At 67.3% G+C, this 19,703-nt stretch carries 9 protein-coding genes; 4 read left to right on the forward strand and 5 right to left on the reverse strand.

Annotation, left to right across the window (positions count from 1 at the left end):
* Nucleotides 1-62: 62 nt before the first annotated feature.
* Nucleotides 63-836, reverse strand: coding sequence for a right-handed parallel beta-helix repeat-containing protein (locus tag llg_RS13025; protein WP_338285105.1), 774 nt, complete (start codon nucleotides 834-836; stop codon nucleotides 63-65).
* A gap of 787 nt (nucleotides 837-1,623) precedes the next feature.
* Complete coding sequence (locus llg_RS13030; RefSeq protein WP_338285106.1) at nucleotides 1,624-2,949, reverse strand: DUF3472 domain-containing protein; 1,326 nt, start codon at nucleotides 2,947-2,949, stop codon at nucleotides 1,624-1,626.
* A 515-nt stretch (nucleotides 2,950-3,464) separates the two neighbouring features.
* Between llg_RS13030 and llg_RS13035 the strand changes: the two genes are divergently transcribed.
* Together llg_RS13035 and llg_RS13040 are read left to right on the forward strand one after the other, a co-directional pair.
* A complete protein-coding gene (locus llg_RS13035; protein WP_338285107.1) occupies nucleotides 3,465-3,773 on the forward strand; it encodes a helix-turn-helix transcriptional regulator in 309 nt (102 codons plus the stop codon).
* Nucleotides 3,757-4,977: a type II toxin-antitoxin system HipA family toxin gene (locus tag llg_RS13040; protein ID WP_338285108.1), complete on the forward strand. Its 1,221-nt coding sequence runs from the start codon at nucleotides 3,757-3,759 to the stop codon at nucleotides 4,975-4,977. The genes llg_RS13035 and llg_RS13040 overlap by 17 nt, the downstream gene beginning before the upstream one ends.
* 60 nt (nucleotides 4,978-5,037) lie before the next feature.
* Here llg_RS13040 and llg_RS13045 read toward each other — a convergent pair whose 3' ends face one another.
* A complete protein-coding gene (locus llg_RS13045; RefSeq protein ID WP_338285109.1) occupies nucleotides 5,038-5,820 on the reverse strand; it encodes a DUF1080 domain-containing protein in 783 nt (260 codons plus the stop codon).
* Between the two features lie 229 nt (nucleotides 5,821-6,049).
* On the opposite strand from llg_RS13045, the gene llg_RS13050 reads away from it, so the two are divergent.
* Entirely contained in the window at nucleotides 6,050-10,405 is a 4,356-nt protein-coding gene (locus llg_RS13050; RefSeq protein ID WP_338285110.1) for an autotransporter-associated beta strand repeat-containing protein, read from the forward strand.
* A gap of 290 nt (nucleotides 10,406-10,695) precedes the next feature.
* Here llg_RS13050 and llg_RS13055 read toward each other — a convergent pair whose 3' ends face one another.
* Nucleotides 10,696-10,962, reverse strand: a complete 267-nt coding sequence (locus tag llg_RS13055; RefSeq protein WP_338285111.1) for a DUF2917 domain-containing protein — start codon at nucleotides 10,960-10,962, stop codon at nucleotides 10,696-10,698.
* Between the two features lie 152 nt (nucleotides 10,963-11,114).
* Here llg_RS13055 and llg_RS13060 point away from each other — a divergent pair, with 152 nt between their 5' ends.
* Nucleotides 11,115-12,548 (forward strand): PLP-dependent aminotransferase family protein, encoded by a 1,434-nt coding sequence (locus tag llg_RS13060; RefSeq protein WP_338285112.1) that lies wholly within the window; start codon nucleotides 11,115-11,117, stop codon nucleotides 12,546-12,548.
* 215 nt (nucleotides 12,549-12,763) lie between these two features.
* Here the strand turns inward: llg_RS13060 and llg_RS13065 are convergent, their stop codons facing one another.
* Nucleotides 12,764-19,054, reverse strand: coding sequence for an autotransporter-associated beta strand repeat-containing protein (locus llg_RS13065; protein WP_338285113.1), 6,291 nt, complete (start codon nucleotides 19,052-19,054; stop codon nucleotides 12,764-12,766).
* Nucleotides 19,055-19,703: the final 649 nt, after the last annotated feature.

The raw sequence follows: 19,703 nt of genomic DNA on the forward strand, positions 1-19,703 counted from the left end.
AAACGAAAACACCCGCGGACCTCTCGGCCGGCGGGTGTTCGGGAATGAGTGGGGCGAAACGCTTACTTCGCCAGCAGGTAGGAGGTCGGCGTGCCGTCCGGGCTGTTGCCGAAGACGCGGTTGCTGCGGTAGGAGTCGATCACGCCCTTGGTGCCGCCGGAACCAAGGCGCTGCAGGCCATCGGCGGTGTTCTGGGAGATGGTGCAATCGTTGATGGTGGAGGTGGAGCGGGAACCCACGGACAGGCCCACCGCGCAGCCCTGGATGCGGGTGCTCTCGATGGTGGACTCGGTGTTCACCGTGCCGGTCGGCGCGAAGCTGACGCCGGCGGTGGTGCACTCCTGGATGATGCACTTGTTGATGAAGACCTGGGTGCCGCCCGAGGCGGTGGAGACTTCCTGGATGCCGGTGGCGAAGCGCTCGATGCGGCAGTTCTCGACGTAAACCGCGCCGGCGCAGATGATCTTGATGCCCGCGAGGCCGGTGCCGGCGCCGGAGAGCTGGAGGTTGCGCAGGATCACCACGTCGTCCACGCCGGCGTTGATGATGATGCCGTTGACGCCGGCCGCGAGGATGTTGCCTTCGACGCCACCGCCATCGATGGTGATGGACTTGGTGATCGTCACCGCGCCGAAGCCGCCGGGATCGAGCACGTTGATGGTGCCCTTGGCGGCAGTCTTGCTGATGGCGCCGGCGAAGGTCTTGCCGGGAGCGGTGCGGCTGCACGGGTTCGCGTCGTCACCCACGCCGGAGACCCAGGTGCGGGTCGCCTGCGCCGAGGCGGTGTGGGCGAGGAGGAGGAAGGCGGAACCGAGGATGGGGATCAGTTTCTTCATGGGGATAGGGCCCCAATCGAGCAGAACCCCGGCCCGCTGAACAGCGACAATCCTGTTAGAAAGGTGGCCCTTTCCTCACCGATGAGGGGGAGCCAAGGTAGCACAAGTTTTCAACTTGTGAGTGGGTGGACGTCCCACCATTCGTGCACATCCAGTCCGCCTGAATGACCTCTCATAGGCACACCGGACCTGCACGGGTGTTCGCGGATCGTCCCACGCGCGAGTTTGGAAACTCACGCGACTTCGCCTGCGGCGGAACATGGGACACGAGGGAAAAAAGAAGCGGCCCGGCCGATTATCCTTAGGAAAAACCCAAAAACCTGAAGGATTGTCAGCCGGACCGCCTTGTCGTGTCGCGACGCCGGGTGAACTACGTGGAGCTAGCCGGTCTGTCCAGACTTTTGTGAGGTTTTTTTCGCGGAGGTAGGGTCATCTCGCCGAGATGACCGGGCGGTGGACGTCGTTCGCGGGGTGGACGCCGCCCCCATGAACGAAGGGATGGGACGCGCCGGTGGCAGCGGAGGGGGCCTCACGACCCGGTCCTACCCCAAAAAAAAGAAGCGGCCCGACCGATGATCCACAGGAAAAACCCAAAAACCTGGAGGACCTTCAGTCGGACCGCCTTGTGTGTCGCGACAGGGGAAGATACGCAGCAAACGGCGGCGTCTATCGAAAAGTTTTCGCGGTCGGTTTCGTCACACGGTTTCGGCTTTTTCAGAAACGAAAACGGGCGGAGGACCCTCGCCCTCCGCCCGTCGCTGGAAATGTCTGGGTGCCAATACCCGGCTCAGCTCCCGAGATCCGCGCCCTCGAGCTTCTTGAAGTCGATCACCGGCTTCTTGGCCGGGGTGGACTCGCGGGTGAACTTCTGGTCCGGCTTCACGTTCTCGGCGAAGAAGCCGCCATTCCGCATGAAGAACTGCTGGCCCTTCGCGCCGCCGGCGTAGTCCATGCGGAACAGGCTGCGGCCGATCGGATCGGTGGTGAAGCGGGCGACCGTCGATTCGTGCCACTCGCCCTTCACGTCGCAGGACCATTGGTTGCCGTAGAGCGCGCCGCGGGACAGATACCCCTGGCGGTCGGCGAAGTTCTCCAGGAACGAGTGCGCGCCGGTGAGGTGCTTGTCGGTCTTCGGGCGCTTGAAGCTGGCGATAAGCTGCCAGTTGTTCTTCTCCGGGACGAAGAACCACGCGGTGTAGACCGTGGAGCCCTTGCCATCCGGGTGCACGCGGTTGAGGAAGCGGTAGGTGTTGCCCGCCTTCCACGGATACAGCCAGTAGCTCTGGCCGCCGGATCCCTCGCCGCCGAACTCGCCGCCGTGGACGCCCTCGCCCTTTTTCAAGAGCGTGATCTTCTGGTCCTCCGGGATCTCGCCCGGACGGTCGGTCTTGAAGGGGCTCCACACCGAGAACAGCACGCGGCGCTCGTTCTCACCGTTCACCTGCATGCCGAAGTAGCCCTCGCCGAAGCCGTTCGACATGAAATAGGAGCCGACCGGATCGCTGCCCACCGGCACCGTGACCTCGTTGTAGAACCACTCCGTCGGCTCGCCCTTCGGGAGCTCGTAGCCGAGGTGGATCGAGGGACCGCGGCGGCCCCAGTAGAAATTGTTGTCCTTGTTGTCCTTCACGTAGTTCAGGACCACGGCGGCGGCGTCCTTGCCGGTGGGGGTGACCTCCAGCGCCTCGATGTCGGCGAAGACCTCGCCGGTTTTCTTCAGCCCCTGCAGGTCCACCTTCACGTAGCCGGGAGCCTTCATCACCACCTTGCCCAGCGGCACATCGGCGGTTTCCGCGCCCTTCAGGTCCTTCTCCACGGCCTTGCCCGCCAGGGTGGCGCGGATCCGGGACTCGCCCTGCGGCACCTTCGCCCGCAGCGCGATGTTGAGCTCGGCGGCGCGGTCGACCCGGAAATAGACCGAGGTGACGTTGTCCGGGCTGTTCCAGCGGTCATTGCGGCCGCCCCGTTTCGCGGCATCCGCGGAGGTGGCGGTGAGGTAGGAATTCCCGCCCATCGGGACATCCCAAGTCTTCGGCGCGTCCTGCGCCCGCGCGGGCACCAGGGACAAGGCGCTGAGCATCAGGGCGGCGGTCCAACCCAGACGGGTGGACACGGCGGAGCGGGGGACTCGGTGGAAAGACCCAGAGGCGGTCTCCACCGGCAAGCGGCTGGACAAAAACATCGCCACGAAACGTCGCAGACGCCGCGGTTTTTTCAAGAAAACCCCGGAGCGGTTGGCTGGAGCAACCGGTTGCCTGGCGTTCCGGAACTGTTCTGGGGCGGGCGAGGGCTATTTGGAGTGCGGCGAGCGATCGCCGCTTTGGGTGGAGGCGAGTCATCGCCGGAAAGAGAATCTGCGTTTGCGAACCAGCTCCCACGTTTCAAGGCAGCCTCGACCTTGGCTCAATTCTTCATTTCATCCTCCACGTCGATTCCCGTCGATTCTCTCCGGCACCGAAAGCGGCGATCGCTCGCCGCACTCCAAAAGGAAGAGGGCCGTCAAGAGCTTGTGTTCTCTTCTTTCGATGCGTCATGCTTTCGGAATAAGAGCTTTTATTTTAGCTTTTCCGGCGCTATTTGTGTCGTGTGGCTAAAATAGCATCCTTTCTATCCGCGAATCCCCCGGCGTTGCTGGCGGGTTTGGGCGGGCGTTTGCGGGACCACCGGCTGGCGCGGGGGTGGACGCAGGCGGAGCTGGCGGAGCGGGCTGGGGTGGCGCTTTCGACGCTGAAACTACTCGAGGCGAAGGGCCATGGTTCGCTGCAACGGCTGGCGCGGGTGGCGGTGGTGCTGGGGCTGGCGGAGGAGATCCGCGGTTGGTTCGCGCGGCCGGTGGCGATGGAATCGATCGAGGCGGTGAAACGCACGGAGCGCCTGCGCGCGCCGCGCCGGAAGGCGAAACCGGGGAAGGAGGCGGGCGATGGAGCTGACGGTTGAATACGCGGGCGCATCCGGGCCGCGGGCGGTCGGGCGGCTCTACCAGGACCCGCGCGGGACGGTGTATTTCGAATACGATGCGGCGTGGCGGACCGGCGGGCGCGAGCTTTCGCCGTTGCACCTGCCGAATGCCACGGCGGGCGCGGTGGTGACGCCGACGCCGGTGTTCAGCGAACTGCACGGTTTGTTCGAGGATGCGCTGCCGGACTGGTGGGGGCGGCGGATGATGCGGCAGCGCTTCGCGGAGGCGGGCATCCCGTGGCACAAGGTCACGGCGTTGCGGAAACTGGCCTGCCAGGGCGAGCGGAAGATGGGCGCGCTGGTGTTCCGGCCGGTGCTGGAAGAGGGGGATTTCAACGACCACCTGCTCGTCGAGCTGTCCGCGCTGGTGGAGTCGGCGCGGCAGGCGATGACGAGCGATACGGCGGAGCTGCTGCGCGAGCTGGTGCGCTCCGGGATGTCGCCCGGTGGGGCGCGGCCGAAGGCGCTGCTGGCGTTCTCCGCGGACTTCCGCCAGGTGCACATCGACGAGCCGCCGCCCGCGGGCTTCGAGCCGTGGATGGTGAAGTTCGACCTGGAGCCGGACTTGCACGAGGGCCGGGTGGAGCACGCCTACGCGCTCATGGCCGCCGCGGCGGGGATCGAGGTGGCGGAAACGCGCTTGATCGAGTCGGCGGGCGGCTGCCATTTCGCCACGCGGCGCTTCGATCGTACGAGGGATGGCGTACGTCGCCACCTGCATTCGTTCTCCGGCCTCACCCACACGCCGGTGCGGGACGGGTTGGAATACGGCGAGCTGATGGAGCTGGCGCGAATGCTCACCGGCGACCAGCGCGCGGTGGAGGAGGTGTTCCGCCGCGCGGTCTTCAACGTGGCTGCGGGCAACGAGGACGACCATGGCCGCAACCACGCCTTCCTGATGGAGGACGATGGCGCGTGGCGGCTCTCACCCGCGTATGACCTGACCTGCGTGGGCAACGCGCTGGCCTCCGGTTTCCGCGCGGCGCGGGTGAACGGCCGGGCCGCGGAAATCCGCCGCGCCGATCTCATGAAACTCGGCGCGATGCACGATGTCCGCCGCGTGGCGGAAACGATCGACCGCGTGCTGGCCGCCATCGCGGACTGGCCCGCATTCGCGCGCGAGGCGGGCATCCCGGCGGCGACGGTGGACTACGTCGCGGGAAACATGCCGGGGCTGGGGTAGGGCGCGGTAAGAATAGGTCCTATAGGTCCCATGGGACGTATAGGACCTATGCTCGGAACTTCACGGCTCCAGCGACTTCAGCTCGATGTTGCGGAACCACACCGGCTGGGCCTCGGCCTGGAGGGCGATGTGGCCGTAGGCGAGCTGGAGCGGCGCGCCGGCATCCAGCAGCGGGGTGGCGGGGATCACGCGGTTCTGCGGGTCGAGCTGCGGGCGCTGGTAGCGCAGGACCTCCTTGCCGTTGACGCGGTGGATGACCTCCTCGTTGCCGTGGACCTCCACCTCGATCTTCACCCACTCGTCCGCGGGGAAGGTGGGGGCGCTGGATTCGACGATGTGCTGGGTGACGAGCTTGCCGTCCAGCTCCAGGTTGGTGCCGGGCGTGCAGACGTTGCCGGTCGGGCGCGGGCCCTTGCCCTCGTCGGCCAGGAACTGGAACTCCATGCTGGCGGGGAAGCCCTGGCGCAGGCCCATGCTCTGCGGCGGCTGGGCGTGGATCATCACGCCGCTGTTCAGGTTGGTGTAGTTCGGGGCGTCCGTCATCATCTTGCCCTCGAAGCGGTATTCCATCCGCAGGATGTAGCGGGAGTAGGCGAGGTTGGTGAAGAGGTGGCCGTACTGCTCGTCGAACTTACTGTATCCATCGTAGGACACCTTGAGGATGCCGTCCTCCACGCGGAAGGTGTTGAAGGGGTTCTCGCCGCACTTGTGGCCGGATACCTTCGGCGTCCAGCCGTCGAGGTCCTTGCCGTTGAAGAGCTTCACCCACGGGTGGTCGGCGGCGGAGGCGGTGGCGAGCGCGGCGAGGACGGGCAGGAGGCGGACGGCGGAGCGGAAGATCATCCGCCATGTAAAGGCAGGCCGAGGGCGGCAGGTCAATCGCGGGCCGGTGGCGGGTACGCGGTTGCACGCACGCGCGCGTGAGGATGGGTCCGGAGCGGGGGAGGGGGAATGAATTTTTTTCACGCGAAGGGGGAACACCCGTTCCCGCCGTGAAATTCCCCTGTTGCAACGGCCGCGTTCGCTTCCCCCCGGGAGCGGCGCCGTTTCATCCCCTCCGCTATCGAACCCCATGAAACCCACGCGTCATTTCCTGCAGTTGCTGCTGTCCCGACAGTCCCTTGTGTCCGCCGCCATGATGGTGGTGGTGACCGGTCCTTCCGCCCGCGCCGCCGAGGCGGTCTGGGACGGGCAACTCGGTGGCAACGCGGCCACCGCGAACTTTTCCAACGCGGTGAACTGGGTGGGCGACGTGGCTCCCGTGTCCGGCGACAGCCTGCGCTTCACCAACATGGGCAATCCCCAGAACGCCGGTGCCAGCGGTCTGTACAACGCCAGCGTCCTCGTCTACGGCGCCAACAACGACCTCACCGCCGGTTCCTCCATTTCCGGCATCACCTTCGACAAGGGCTGGGGTGGAAACTACATCGACGGCAACAGCTTCGTGCTCACCGGTGACATCGTCGACAACCAGCCGACCTTCATCCAGCTCATCAACCAGGCCTTCGCGATCAGCGGCACCCGCAACGTGAACGTGGCCAACCGTGCCGCGACGGTGCGGGCGGTCGGCGCGGTTTCGGAAACGGTGGCCGGATCGGGCTTCACCAAGACCGGCCCGGGCGCGTTCCAGTTTTTCGCCACCAACACCTTCACCGGCGCGCTGACGGTGAATGGCGGCGCGCTCCTGTCCGGGGCCGACGCGCGCTTCGGCGCGACGCCCGCCACGCCGACTCCCGGAGCCATCGTGCTCAATGGCGGCACCCTGCGCCTCGTGGCGGCCTTCACCCTCAACGCGAACCGCGGCATCTCCGTGGGGAGCAACCATGGCACCATCGACACCCCGTCCGCCATCACCTACAACGGCGTGATCGCGGGCAGCGGCAACCTCACCAAGACCGGCGGGGCCGCGCTCACGCTGGGCGGGGCGAACACCTACGGTGGCAGCACCGTCATCAACCAGAGCACGCTCAACCTGGACTTCGGCCAGAGCGGCGCGCCCGCCTCGAACATCGTGCCGGCCACCAGCCCGCTGGTGCTCAACGGGCTGTCCACCTCCTTCACCACCACCTTCCTCGCCCAGCTCACCGGGGCCGGGTCCGCGCTGAACGTGGCCAGCGGCAGCGGGCTTTCGAACACGCAGACGTTCGCCAGCGTGGCCCTCAATGGCGGCCAGCAGACGATCAGCACCGCCAGCGTCTCCAGCGGCAAGGTGCTGCTCAACCTCGGCGCGATCACCCACACCAGCGGCACGGTGAATTTCTCTCCCGCCGGAACGCTTGCCGCGGACAACGCCATCACCACCACCACCGCGAACGATGCCTCCGGCATCCTCGGCGGCTGGGCCAGCTACAAGGGCACTGATTACGCGGCCAATGACGGCACCGGCAAGGTCATCGCCTACACCGGCTACACGGTGGTGAACAGCGGCGCGATCTCCAGCCTGGCGTCCACCAACGTGCGCTCGCAGACCAGCGGCGCGTTCGCGCTCTCCGTGGCGGATGCCGCCACCACCGACATCAACACCTACAGCATCGCCAACGCCACCACCGGTCTGAAGACGCTGACCGTCGGCGCGGCCGGCACCGGCAGCACCGGCGTGCTCCGCCTGGGTGCGGAGGGCGGCGTGATGCTCGGCACCGGCGCGGGCAGCCTGGTGATCGGGGACGTGGTCGGAAACGGCAAGCTCACCGCCGGTGGCGCGGCGGACACCGCGGGCGCGATCCATTTCATCAACCACTCCGCCACCGATTCCATCACGGTGAACTCGACCATCACGGACAACGGCACCGGCGCGGTGGCTGTGCGCCTGTCCAACTACGGTGGCCTGGTCACCGCCCCCACGCTGACGCTGAAGGGCACGAACACCTACAGCGGCGGCACCGTGGTCTACGGCGGCCGCGCCACGGCGGGCTCCACCACGGCCTTCGGCACCGGCGCGGTGACGGTGCGGGTCGGCGGCCAGGCGGCCCTCGCCGCCGCGGGCACCTACACCAACGATTTCAACCTCGCGGGCGTGGGCACCGGCACCGGTGACTTCGCCTCCTCGCTCTTCCTCCTGGCGGGCACCACGGTGTCCGGCAAGGTCACGCTCCAAGGCGATGCCCAGATTTCCCCGGGCACCAGCACCGGCAGCGTCATCTCCGGCCAGATCACCGGCGGCTACACGCTGACGATCAGCCCGCCCGCTTCCGGCAGCGGGGACGTGACCCTGAGCAACACGACGAACAACTGGAGCGGCAACCTGCTCATCGACGGCGAGACGCTGAAACTCGGGGCCTCCGAGGTGATCCCGAACGGCGCGAACGGCGGCAGTGTGTTCTTCACGTCGAAGGCCGCGTCGATCCTCGACCTGAACGGGTTCAATGAAACCATCAACGGCATCGCCTGCGCCGGTTCCGCCCCGTTCATCCAGAACAACGCGGTGGGCACCACCTCCACGCTCACCGTCGGCGACAACGATCTCAGCGGCCGCTTCGAAGGTATCGTCCGCGACAACTCCGGCACCGGCGGCACCGTGGCGCTGGTGAAAGTTGGCACCGGCACGATCGTGCTTTCCTCTTCGAACACCTTCACCGGCGGCGTCACCGTGAAGGCGGGCACGCTCTTCGGCAGCGTCGGCACCGGCACGCCCTTCGGCGCGACCGCGGGCACCATCACGCTGGGCGATACCACCGGCAGCGCCTCCGCCACGCTGCGCCAGAACAGCACCTCGAAAACGGCGGCGAACCCGATCGTGGTCGCCGCGGGCAGCAGTGGGGAGAAGACCATCGAGGCCCAGGGGCTCGGCCAGACCTACACCTACTCCGGGGCCGTCACCCTCAACGACTCGCTCTCGCTGAAGACCTACACCGGCGGCACCAACCAGATCACTCTGACCGGCGCGGTCACGGGCAACGGCACGGTGAACATCGTGGCGGTGCCGAACGGCGGCGCGATCAACCTCAACACCAACATCGCCGGTGCGAACACCGGCCTGGTGATGAACGGCAGCAGCACGCTCTACCTTGGCTACCAGAACTCCTTCGGCGGAAACGTGGTGGTGAACTCCGGCATCATGCAGGCCGCCACCCTCGCCCCGAACAACGGCACCACCGGATCGCTCGGAAACTCCACCCTCGCCGGCCGCACCATCACGGTGAACAGCGGCGCGACGTTGCAGTTCTCCATCAACAACATCTTCGGCAACGGCTCGGTGACCGCGACCTCGCTCCCCGCGATCATCCTCAATGGCGGCACCTTGCAGGCGAACCGCTACTCGACCATCGGCCGCCTGGATCTGAACAACGGCGCGACGCTGACGAACACCTCCGCGGACTCCAATACCTACCAGTCCGCGATGTTCCGCAACAACGTGACCGTGGGCGGCACCGGGGCCTCGACCATCACCGCCACCGCGATCAGCGCCACCCAGGGTGGCTACCACCTTTCGACGAACACCACTTTCACCGTGGCGGATGCGACCGGCAGCACCGCCACCGACCTGAACGTGATCGCCCCGCTGCGCAACCAGTCCGGCGACTTCGGCAGCGCCGCGGGTGGTCTCACGAAGCTCGGAGCGGGCACGATGACGCTCACAGGCGCGAACACCTACACCGGCGCGACGGCGGTGAACGCGGGCACCTTGCTCGTGGATGGCAGCACCGCCGCTGGCAGCGCGGTGAGCGTGGGAGCGTCCGGCACGCTCGGCGGCACCGGCACGCTCGGCGGTCCGGTCACCGCCGCGGGCAAGATCGCCCCGGGCGACACCGGCACCGGCACGCTGACCACCGGGAATGCGACCGTCACCGGCACGCTGGCCGTGCAGGTGGATGGCGCGGCCACCGACAAGCTCCAGGTGAGCGGCAACCTCGATCTCACCGGCGCGACGTTGAACGTCTCGGTGCTCGGCGGCGGCTTCTCCGGCAGCTACGTGATCGCCGAATACACCGGCACGCTCACCGGCACCTTCGCCAGCGTGCCTTCCGGCTACGCGGTGGCCTACAACGCGGGCACGGGTGGCAAGCAGCTCATCCTCTCGCAGTCGGTGAGCGCCTACAATGACTGGGCGACCGTGAACTTCCTCGATGGCACCAACAACGGCGTGGCGCAGGACCCGGACCACGATGGCATTTCGAACCTCCTCGAGTTCGTGCTGGGCGGCAATCCGCTGGCGTTCTCCTCTGGCATCGCGCCCGTGGAGCTCCTCGATGGTGAGTATTTGACGCTCCATTTCTCCCGCAGCGATCAGGCGGCCGCCGAGACCACGCTGGTGGTGCAGTGGAGCACCGACATGACGAACTGGACGGACATTGCGATCGGAAGCACCTCGTCGGTGGATGGCATGGTGACCGTGACCGATGGTTCGCCCGCCGACACGATCGAGGTGAAGATCCCGCGTTCGAACGCGGTCAATGGCAAGCTGTTCGCCCGTCTGAAGGCGACGCGCTGAGGAGGAACGGATTTCCAGGCGGGGCGCGTTCGTTGCGATGAGCGGACGCGTCCGGCCGGTGGCGGTGGCTTTCAACCGCCAGGGAGGCGTTCATGGCAATCGAACGGCTCTGGCGGTTGAGACCGCCGCCACCGGTGTTTTTTAAGGTAGGGTCGCACCGCCGGGGCGACCGGGTCTATTGGTTACGTTCGCTGCCACGGGAGCATCCCATCTCTTCGTCTGTGGGGACGGCGTTCCGCCTGCGGACGACGTCCACTGCCCGGTCATCTCGGCGAGATGACCCTACCTTTTCACCTCACCACCGAGTCCTCCAGCGCCTCCACCACCACACGGACCTGCCGCGGGGAAGTGTAGCATTCGCCCTCGCGCAGCACGATGTCCTGGTGCCCGGCGGTGAGCCAGATCCGGCCGCGGAGGCACTCGACCATGCCGCCGGCACGCAGGGTGCGGCGGGCGAGCGAGCGCTTGCCGAGGTGCTCCACCTTGGCAACCGTCCCGGCGCAGGGGCGGCCGGCGAGCGAGTTCCAGAAACTGGCGAAGGGGATGATGGCGTTCACGTCATGACCATGCCGCCATTCCCCGGATCGCGGAATCCACAGCCGGATCGATTTCCAACCTGTACAGGCGGGGTGAAAACAGATTCTGTACAGGTCGGGATTTCGGGAAGCTGTACATGGTGCCCCTCCCGCCGCCGGGTTACGCTCGGGTCATGAGCACGGACACGGAACAACCGCTCTACCTCCGCATCGCCGACCGGCTGGAAGGCATGATCCGCAGCGGCACGCTGCGCGCCGGGGACCGGATTCCCTCCGTCCGCCAGTATGGCCAGCAGCAGGGGGTGAGCGTGCCCACGGTGATGCAGGCCTACACGCTGCTGGAGAGCCGGCGGCTGATCGAGGCGCGGCCGAAGTCCGGCTTTTACGTCACGGCGCGGCTGGCGCGCTCGCTGGCGGAGCCGGTGCTGCCGCGGCACAAGCCGACCACCGCCACGCTGGACAATTTCGCCTCGGTGCTCTCGACGATCCGGGACATCAACGACCCGACGCTGGTGCCACTCGGCCGGGCGGTGCCGGGGGACGAGCTGATCCCGCTGGAAAAGCTCACCAAGGTCACCGCCAGCGTGGTGCGGCGCTCGCCGGGCACCTGCTTCCACTACGATCCCGCGCCGGGCAGCCAGGCGCTGCGCCGCGAGCTGAGCCGCCGCTCGATCGACTGGGGCTGCGCCTTCGAGCCGGACGAGTTCATCGTCACCATCGGCGCGAGCGAGGCGCTCCAGCTCGCGCTGATGGCGGTGACGCGCCCGGGCGACACGGTGCTGGTGGAGTCTCCGAGCTACTACGGCACGCTGAGTTTGCTGGCGAAGCTGAAGCTGCGGGTCATTCCGGTGCCGGCATGCTCGTGCGGGCTGGACCTCGCGGCGGTGCGCCAGGCGGTGGCGCGGAACAAGGTGGCCGCCATGCTGGTGATCCCGAATTTCTCGAACCCCGCGGGCGGTTTCATGAGCGAGGCGAACCGCCGCCAGCTCCTCGACATCGCGGACGAACACGCGATCCCGATCGTGGAGGACGACATCTACGGTGACCTCCCGCACCAGGGATCCCGCCCGCCGTGCCTGAAGGCGATGGACCGCACCGACCGCGTGCTACTGTGCGGATCGTACTCGAAGACCCTGGCGCCCGGCCTGCGGGTGGGCTACCTGGTGGGCGGAAAGCACCACCAGCGGCTGATGGAGCTGAAGAACGCGATGAATCTGGGCGGCCCGGCCTTGTCCGCGCTCACGGTGGCGGAGTTCCTGCGCTCCGGCGGCTACGACCGCCACCTGCGGAAGCTACGGGAGGCCTACCGCAACCAGACCTGCCGCATCCGCGAGAAGGTGGCGGAGGTGTTCCCGGAGGAAACCCGCGTGAGCAATCCCGCGGGCGGGCTGGTGCTGTGGCTGGAGCTGCCGGAGCACGTCGACGTGGTGGAGGTCCACCGCGAGGCGCGCGCCGCCGGAATCAACTTCGCTCCGGGCACCTTGTTTTCGCCGGTGGGCTTGTTCCGGAACTGCATGCGCCTGAGCTGCGGCCAGCCGTGGACGCCGCGGATCGAAAGTGCCATCGCCACCCTGGGCGCGATCGTGAAACGGCAGGCGGAGGCCTGAGAAAGGTAGGGTCGCACCGCCGGGGCGACCGGGTTGATGGGATACGTTCGCTGCCATGGGCTCGTCCCACCCCCTTGGTCTGTTGGGGCGGAGTTGGATTTGCGGACGATGTCTCCCGCCCGGTCATCTCGGCGAGATGACCCTACCTTTCGTTACACGAAAAAAGCCGCGGGGAATCGCTCCCCGCGGCTTGGCCCGATGCATGGGGCTCACTCTTACGGCACGCTCACACGGAGGCGGCCGAAGAGCTTGCCCGCGACCTCCCACGTCGCTTTCGGGACAAAGACTTCCACCTTGTCGACCCCGGCGCCGAAGCCGTCCGCGGTGACGATCTGCACCACGCCGCTGGCGCCCACCGCGGTGGTCCAGGTGCCGGTGAGGTCGGCGTCGAACTCACAGCCGGAGGTGACGCTGGCGGTCACCGAGGCGGCGGTGCGGCGGAAGGTGAACTTCATGTAGTCACCGGTCGGAGCCGGGCCCGCGCCATCCGGGTCGGTGTTGACCAGGCCGAGCGTCGGCATCTTGGAGAGATCGTTCACGGTGGCGGGATTGCCGCCGATGACGAACTCGACGCCGTTCGGGATGCCGTCGTGGTCCGGGTCCGCGCCGACCAGGGCGTCCAGTCCACTCAGGCCGAAACCGGAGACCCAGCCGGTGAAGCCCGCCTGCACCAAGTTGATCTGGCCGGCCACGCTGTAGTCCAGCGAGTAGCCGGAGGGCAGGCCGGTGACGGTGGTGAAGGCGGCGGGCACCGCGCCGGTGTAGGTGGCGATGGTGAGGCTGGAGACGGTGGGCGCGGCCAGCGTGGTGATGGCCAGCGTGGTGCCGGGCGAGACGGTCAGCGCGCCGGTGACGGCGAGCTTGTCCGCGGTGGCGCCGCTGATCTCGCAGGCGTAGGTGCCGGCGAGGGTGGCGCTGCCCGCGGTGAGCGTGCCGACGGCGTTGTTGCCCGGGGCGAGGGTGGCGGTGGCGGCCACGCTGACGCTGCCGGTGAACGAACCGCTGCCCTTCAGGGTGGCTCCGGCGGCCACCGTGGTGGCGCTGGAGGCGTTCGCAGCGTTCATGATCAGCGTGCCCGCGTTGACGGCGGTGGTGCCGGTGTAGGTGCTGGCTCCGCCGAGCGTGAGGACGGCGCTGCCGGACTTCACGAGCGAGAGCAGGTTGCCGTTGGCGGTGCCATCGCCAATGAGACCGGCGTAGGTGCCATCGACGGTGCTGTTCACGGTGAGGACGCGGGCGGTGGCGTCGGCGTTGATCACCTTGGCCCCGGCGTTGGTGCCCTTCAGGCCGGCGATGATGACGTTCGGCACGGCGTTGGTGGCGGCCACCTGGAAGGTGGAGGCATTGCCGCCGCTGTCGACGGTGGCGAACTGGAGGGTGGTGTTGTCCTTGGCCAGCACCGTCGAACCGGCATGGGCGAGGACCACGGTGCCGGAGAAGCTGTTGAACGGATTGGTGAAGGCGACCCACGCGCCGTTGCCGCCATCGGCCACGGTGATCTTGCTGGTGCCGGAGACCACGCCATCGAACCAGATCGACTTCGGATTCCAGCGGCCGGTCACGGTGCTGTCCGCGGCCACGGAGACCGTGCCGAGGAAGTGCTGGTGGCCGTCCTCCTGGTGGAGGTTGCCGCCGTTGAGGACGAGGTTGTTCGGGATGTTGTAAACGTTGCCGGTGCTGCCCGGGTAGAAGCCGACCTTGCCGCCGGTGCTGATGGTCACGGTGCCGGTGCCGAGCGCGGTGACGGCCTCGTTGCCCACGGTGCCGTTTCCGATGGCAATGGTGCCGCCGGTCACGGTGGTGCCGCCGCTGAAGGTGTGGCCGGTGGTCTGGGCGAAGGTCACGGTGCCGGTGCCGGACTTCGCCAGCGAGCCGGTGCCCGCGATCACGCCGGTGCCGGTGAGGGTGTAGGCGTTCGCGCCGGTGTTGCTGAACGTGACCTGCGCCGGGGTGAGCGTGCCGGTGACGGTGACGGCCTTGCTGGTGGCCGCGTCGGTGAAGCTCACGGCGTCGCCGTTGAAGAACTTCGTGTCGCCGCCGGTCCAGTCGGTGGAAACGCCGAGGTCCCAGGTGGTGTTGCCGGTGGCGCCGTTCCAGACCTTCGCCTCGGAGGTGTAGTTGAGGCTGAGGATCTTGTTCGTCGTGTCGTCCGTGACGGTGGCGGAGCGGTAGGCGGCGGTGTTGAAGTTGGTGGTGCCGCCACTATGGGTGCCGTATTTCAGGATCGGCACGATCTGCGCGCCCGCGGTGGTGGGGGCGTTCTGGAGCTGGAGGGTGACGCCGCTGGTGGTCTTGTTCACCGTGACCGCGCCGGTGGTGGTGAGCTGGGCGGCGGGGGTGGAGAAGTCCGCGAGCAGGGTGGAGCCCTCGTTGAGCGTGATCGCGTTGGTGGAGGAGCCCTCGCCGCCGAGCGTGCCGCCGGTGGCCACGGTGATGTCCGAGGTCAGGGTGGACTTCTGCAGCAGGGTGCCGCCGGCGTTCACGGTGGTGGCGCCGGTGTAGGTGTTGGCCGCGCCGAGCGCCAGGGTGCCGGCGTTGACGGTCACGGTGGCGGTGCCGCTGATCGCGCCGTTCATGGTCCAGGTGCCGAGGCCGGCCTTGGTGACGGGGACGGTGCGGTTGCCGCCGGCCGGGGTCCAGGTGAGGTTCGCGCCCTGGCGGGTGACGTCCACCGTGCCGCCGGCGCCGGTGTCGATCCACAGGTACTTCACCGTGGTGGCGTTGGCGGTGCCGGTGTATTGGAAGGTCGAGCCGTTGGCGATGCCCACGTAGTTCGCGCCGCCGGTGGCGGTGCCGATCGAGCTGTTGCCGGTGTCGGCGATGGCGGAGACGCTGACGGTGCCGCCGTTGATGGCGGTGCCGCTGGCGTAGGTGTTCACCGGGGCGAGCGTGAGGATGCCGTTGCCGGACTTGGCCAGGTTCGCGGTGGTGCTGTTGCCGATCGAGTAGGCGAAGGTGACGTTGTTGCCGTTGGTGTCGAACTTGGCGCTTTTGCCCGCGAGCAGGGTCAGGCGGCTCGAGAGGTCCTGGGTGTTGGTTCCGTTCCAGCGCAGCGTGCCGCCGTTCATCGAGATCGCGCCGGTGGTGGCGAGCGAGCCGCTGTTGAAGGCGAGGATGCCGCCCTGCAGGTTGGTGCCGCCGGTGTAGGTGTTCGCGCCGGTGAGGATCAGGGTGTCGCTGTTGGCGTTGAGCACGCCGTTGCCGGAGATCACGCCGCTGAGGGTGCCGTTGCCGTAGCCGCCGCCGAAGCTGACGGTGCCGGAGGTGTTCAGCGTGATGTTGCTGGCGAAGGTGGCGCTGTTCGGGCCGGGCCAGTCGCTGGTGATGGTGCCGCCGTTCAGCACGATCGGCATCGTCACGGTGAGGGCCGGTGCCCAGCGCTGGGTGGCGAGCTTGCCGCCGGAGTTGATGGTGAGCGTGCCGCTGCCGCCCAGGGTTACGGCCTGCTGGTTGGCCTCGGTGTAACCGCGGACGAGCATCAGGCGGCCGGCGTTGACGGTGATGTTGCCGCTGGTGAGGTTGATGCCGTTGAGAACGAGGTCGCCGGTGCCGTTCTTGGTGAGCGTGTTGCTGCCCAGGGCGAGCGTGCCGGTGGTGCCGGTGCCGTTCGCGCCGATGAGCAGGGCGTTGTTGTTGGTGATGGTGGCGTCGGCGGCGAGCGTGAGGCTGTTGATCGCGCCGCGGGTGGTGCTGGTGTTGACCAGAGCGCCGTTTCCGCCGGCGCCGGTGCCGCTGATGGTGATGGCCTCCGCGCTGGCGCCGAGGTCCTGGCCGTTGATGTCGAGCGTGCCGCCGGCGTTGATGGTGGTGCCCGCGGTGGTGGCGCCGAGGCTGGTGACGTTGGCGAGCTTGAGCGTGCCGGCGTTCACGGTGGTGGCGCCGGTGTAGGTGTTCGCGGTGCCGAGCGTGAGGGTGCCGGTGCCGGACTTGGTCAGGCCGCCGGTGCCGGCGATGAAGCCGGTGCCGGTGAAGGCGTAGGCATTGGTGTTGGCATTCACCGTGACCGAGGTCGGCTGGAGCTCGCCGGTGAGGGTGATGGCCGGGTTCACGCCGGTGTCGTCGAAGGTGACGTTGTCCCCCCAGAAGAAGGCGTCCGCCTCGGCGGCGTTCCAGCGCAGGCTGGTGCCGGCGTCCCACTGGCCGCCGGAGGTGCCGTTCCAGACGAGGCCCTTGGTGGTGAAGGAGAGGGTGACGTTGGTGCCATCGTCATTGATCAGCGGGCTGCGGAGGCCGGGCAGGATCAGGTCCGTGGCGACATTGCCCACGATGACCCCGGTGTGCTTGAAGAGCAGCACCGGCGACTGCGCCTGGGTCGGCACGGAGTCGAAGGCGATCCCGGGCTGGCCGGTGATGATGACGTTCCCCACGGTCAGCGCGCCGCCGGTGGTGGAATCGACGGAGAGCTTCGATCCGGCCTCGAAGGTGAGGTCGCCGGTGAACGAGCCCTCGCCGCCGAGAACGGCACCCGTCTTGACATTGGTCACGGAGGAAACGTTGCCGGTGACGGTGGTGCGGCCGCCTTCCAGCGCCATCGTGCCGCCGTGGGCGGTGGTGTTGCCGGAGAGGATGGTGTTGCCGGTGCCGGTCTTGCGGATCGGGGTCCAGCCGGAGAGCGGGGCGGCGATGGTCTGGCTGCCGGTGGTGTTGAGGAGGAGCGTGCCGGAACTGCCCAGGTCCACGGTGCCGGTGCCGAGCAGGTTGCCGGCCCAGGTGAGGTTGAAACCGGCGGGGTTGAGGATGGAGGTGGTGGCCGCGTTGGCGGTGGCGGTCACGCTCCAGGTGCCATCCGCCGAGGCCTGGACGGTGCCGCCGTTGAGCACGAGCGGGTCGTTCACCGAGCCCCCGGCGACGCCGAGCGCGCCGACCACCACCAGGCCGTTCGGCGAGACGGTGAGCGAGTCGTTGAAGGTGGAGTCCCCGTTCGCGTCGATCTGGATGCCCGCGGCCTGGAGGATGGCGAGGTTGCTGCCGCCGCCGACGGTCATGCTGGCCTGGCCGTCCCAACCGACGTTCACGAAGCGGTCGTTGCCGGTGTTCGCGGACAGGGCGGTGGCATCGAGGACGCCGCCGGTGAGGTTGTAGACGTTGCCGGGGTTGGTGCCATTCGTCCAGTGGCCGAGGCGGAAGCCGATGTTGCCGCTCAGGAGCGTGACGGTGCTGCCATCGGCCTGGTTGATGGTGCCGGAGTTGTTCGCCTGCTCGCCGATGTTGAAGTAGCGGCTGGTGATGGTGGAGCCGGAGAGAAGGTTGAGAACGCCTTGGTTGGTGGCGCTCTGCAGGCCGAGCGAAACGGTGTCCATCACCACGTCGGTGCCGCTGGCCAGGCTGAGGGCGCCGCCGGCGATGCGGAAGTAGCCCTTCGTCGCATCCGTGCCGAGATCCTGGTCGAAATTCAGCGTCGCGGTGGAGGCTGTGGGGGCGTACTCGAACCGCGAGGTGGCGCCCGCCAGGGTGATGGTGCCGGGCAGGATGCCGGTGGCGCTCACCGCGTCCGTGCGGCGCACGAACAGCGTGGTGCCGTTGGCGAGGCTGAGGGTGGAGGCGCTGTTGAGCGAGCCGGTGGTGCCGTTGTTGCCCACCGCGATCGAGCCACCGCTGACCACGTAGGTGGCCGCCGCGTTGGTGCCGGTGAAGACGGAGCTGGTGGTGTTGTTCGCGGTGAATGTGCCGGAGTAGGTGTTGTTTCCGGCGAAGATCACGGTACCGCCATCGGTGCGGGCGAAGGCACCGGAGCCGCTGAGCACGCCGTTGAGCGTGGTGGTGGTGCTGCCCCAGGTGCGGAACAGGCCGCCCGCCGCGCCGACGGTGACGTTGCGGTTGAGCGTCGGACCGGCGTTGACGCTTTCCAGCAGGCCGCCGCCGTTGAGGATGATCGCGTTGGCGGCGTTGCCGAGGCCGGCGTCCGAGGTGTAGCTCAGCAGGCCGGAGGTGACGGTGATGTCGCCGGTGAAGGTGTTGGTGCCGCCGAAACGCACGCCGAGGCCGCCGGAGCCGCCGCCGGTGGCGCTCATGTCGCCGTTCGAGGCGATCGTCAGGCCGCCGGTGAGCGTGCCGGCCACCGGCGCGCTGATCGTGGTGGTGCCGGAGGCCGCCAGCGAGGAGGTGGTGATGGTGGCGGTGGTGCCGCCCAGCGTGAGGATGTTCGGCGAGGTGCCGGTGATCGAGTAGCCGGCCGTGGAGAAGGTCAGGTTGCCGGCGGTGACGGGCGCGGTCAGTGCTACTGCGCCTGCCGTACCTGCGAAGAAGGCGTCATCGTTGGCGGCGTTGTTCCAGGCCACGTGGGCGAGGGTGTTGCCCTGGTCCCAGTTGGTCAGGGTGGTGTCCCAGTTGCCGGCGGTGCCACCGCTCGCCCCGTTGCCGGTGGCCGCGATGTTGGCGGTGCCACCATCCCACCAGCGGCTCGCTCCGTGCGCCGCGGCCCCCAGGAAAGTGACGATGACCGCTTGGGCGGTCAGCAGGTTTTGAAGGAATAGACGGAGGTAACCATTCGAACGATTCAGTTTCATACGGGATACAAGGCAAATGAACAAAAAACGCGGTTAACCGGTGGCGCAAAAGCGGCCATACGTAAAGGCGTTCTCTGCAGTTGTTGCGCCCAATTTTGTGGCTTGTGACTCTCTAACAGATCGCGAAAATGGAAACGGCATTGATGAAGAATGGATTACGTGGATGTTTGGTTTTATGGGTATTTGTTTGAATGTGCCTTTCTGATAGGTTTATGTGCGTTTTGAATTACTTAAGAAATCCTTAGTGGTGTGCAAATTGGCGAAGTCTGCATGCGTAATTTTACCCGTTCAAGGCGGTGGGAAAAGGGAGGAGGGGCCGCTTCCGGGGCTGATACTGGAAGTGTAGTAGAAGGGTCCGCGGGGGCGGGCGGGGCCGCAGGACGGGTGCTTCTGATGTGGAGTGCGGCGAGACATCCTGCCCTTTACCCACATCTCCGGAGCAAACCGTAGCCGCGTTGGTAACAACGTGGGCGGTGTAGATTCGCCCACTTCGTTGCAGCCGCAGTGTTTCTCAAGGCTCCTTTCTCTGAGCCCGGCAGGGCGACGCTCCACTAGCCGGGGTGCGCAAGCCCCCGGGAATCGGCAGCGAAGAATGTCCAAGTCCCGCCAGGGACGACGCTGCCTGCGCTCTCTCACCGGATCCACCATT

The organism is Luteolibacter sp. LG18, assembly GCF_036322585.1.
Lineage (GTDB): Bacteria > Verrucomicrobiota > Verrucomicrobiia > Verrucomicrobiales > Akkermansiaceae > Luteolibacter.

What these genes read in the sequence shown, in the direction of transcription:
- llg_RS13025 (WP_338285105.1), bottom strand. Translation starts at nt 836, where the DNA reads ATGAAGAAACTGATCCCCATCCTCGGTTCCGCCTTCCTCCTCCTCGCC.
- llg_RS13040 (WP_338285108.1), top strand. Translation starts at nt 3,757, where the DNA reads ATGGAGCTGACGGTTGAATACGCGGGCGCATCCGGGCCGCGGGCGGTC.
- llg_RS13045 (WP_338285109.1), bottom strand. Translation starts at nt 5,820, where the DNA reads ATGATCTTCCGCTCCGCCGTCCGCCTCCTGCCCGTCCTCGCCGCGCTC.
- llg_RS13050 (WP_338285110.1), top strand. Translation starts at nt 6,050, where the DNA reads ATGAAACCCACGCGTCATTTCCTGCAGTTGCTGCTGTCCCGACAGTCC.
- llg_RS13060 (WP_338285112.1), top strand. Translation starts at nt 11,115, where the DNA reads ATGAGCACGGACACGGAACAACCGCTCTACCTCCGCATCGCCGACCGG.
- llg_RS13065 (WP_338285113.1), bottom strand. Translation starts at nt 19,054, where the DNA reads ATGAAACTGAATCGTTCGAATGGTTACCTCCGTCTATTCCTTCAAAAC.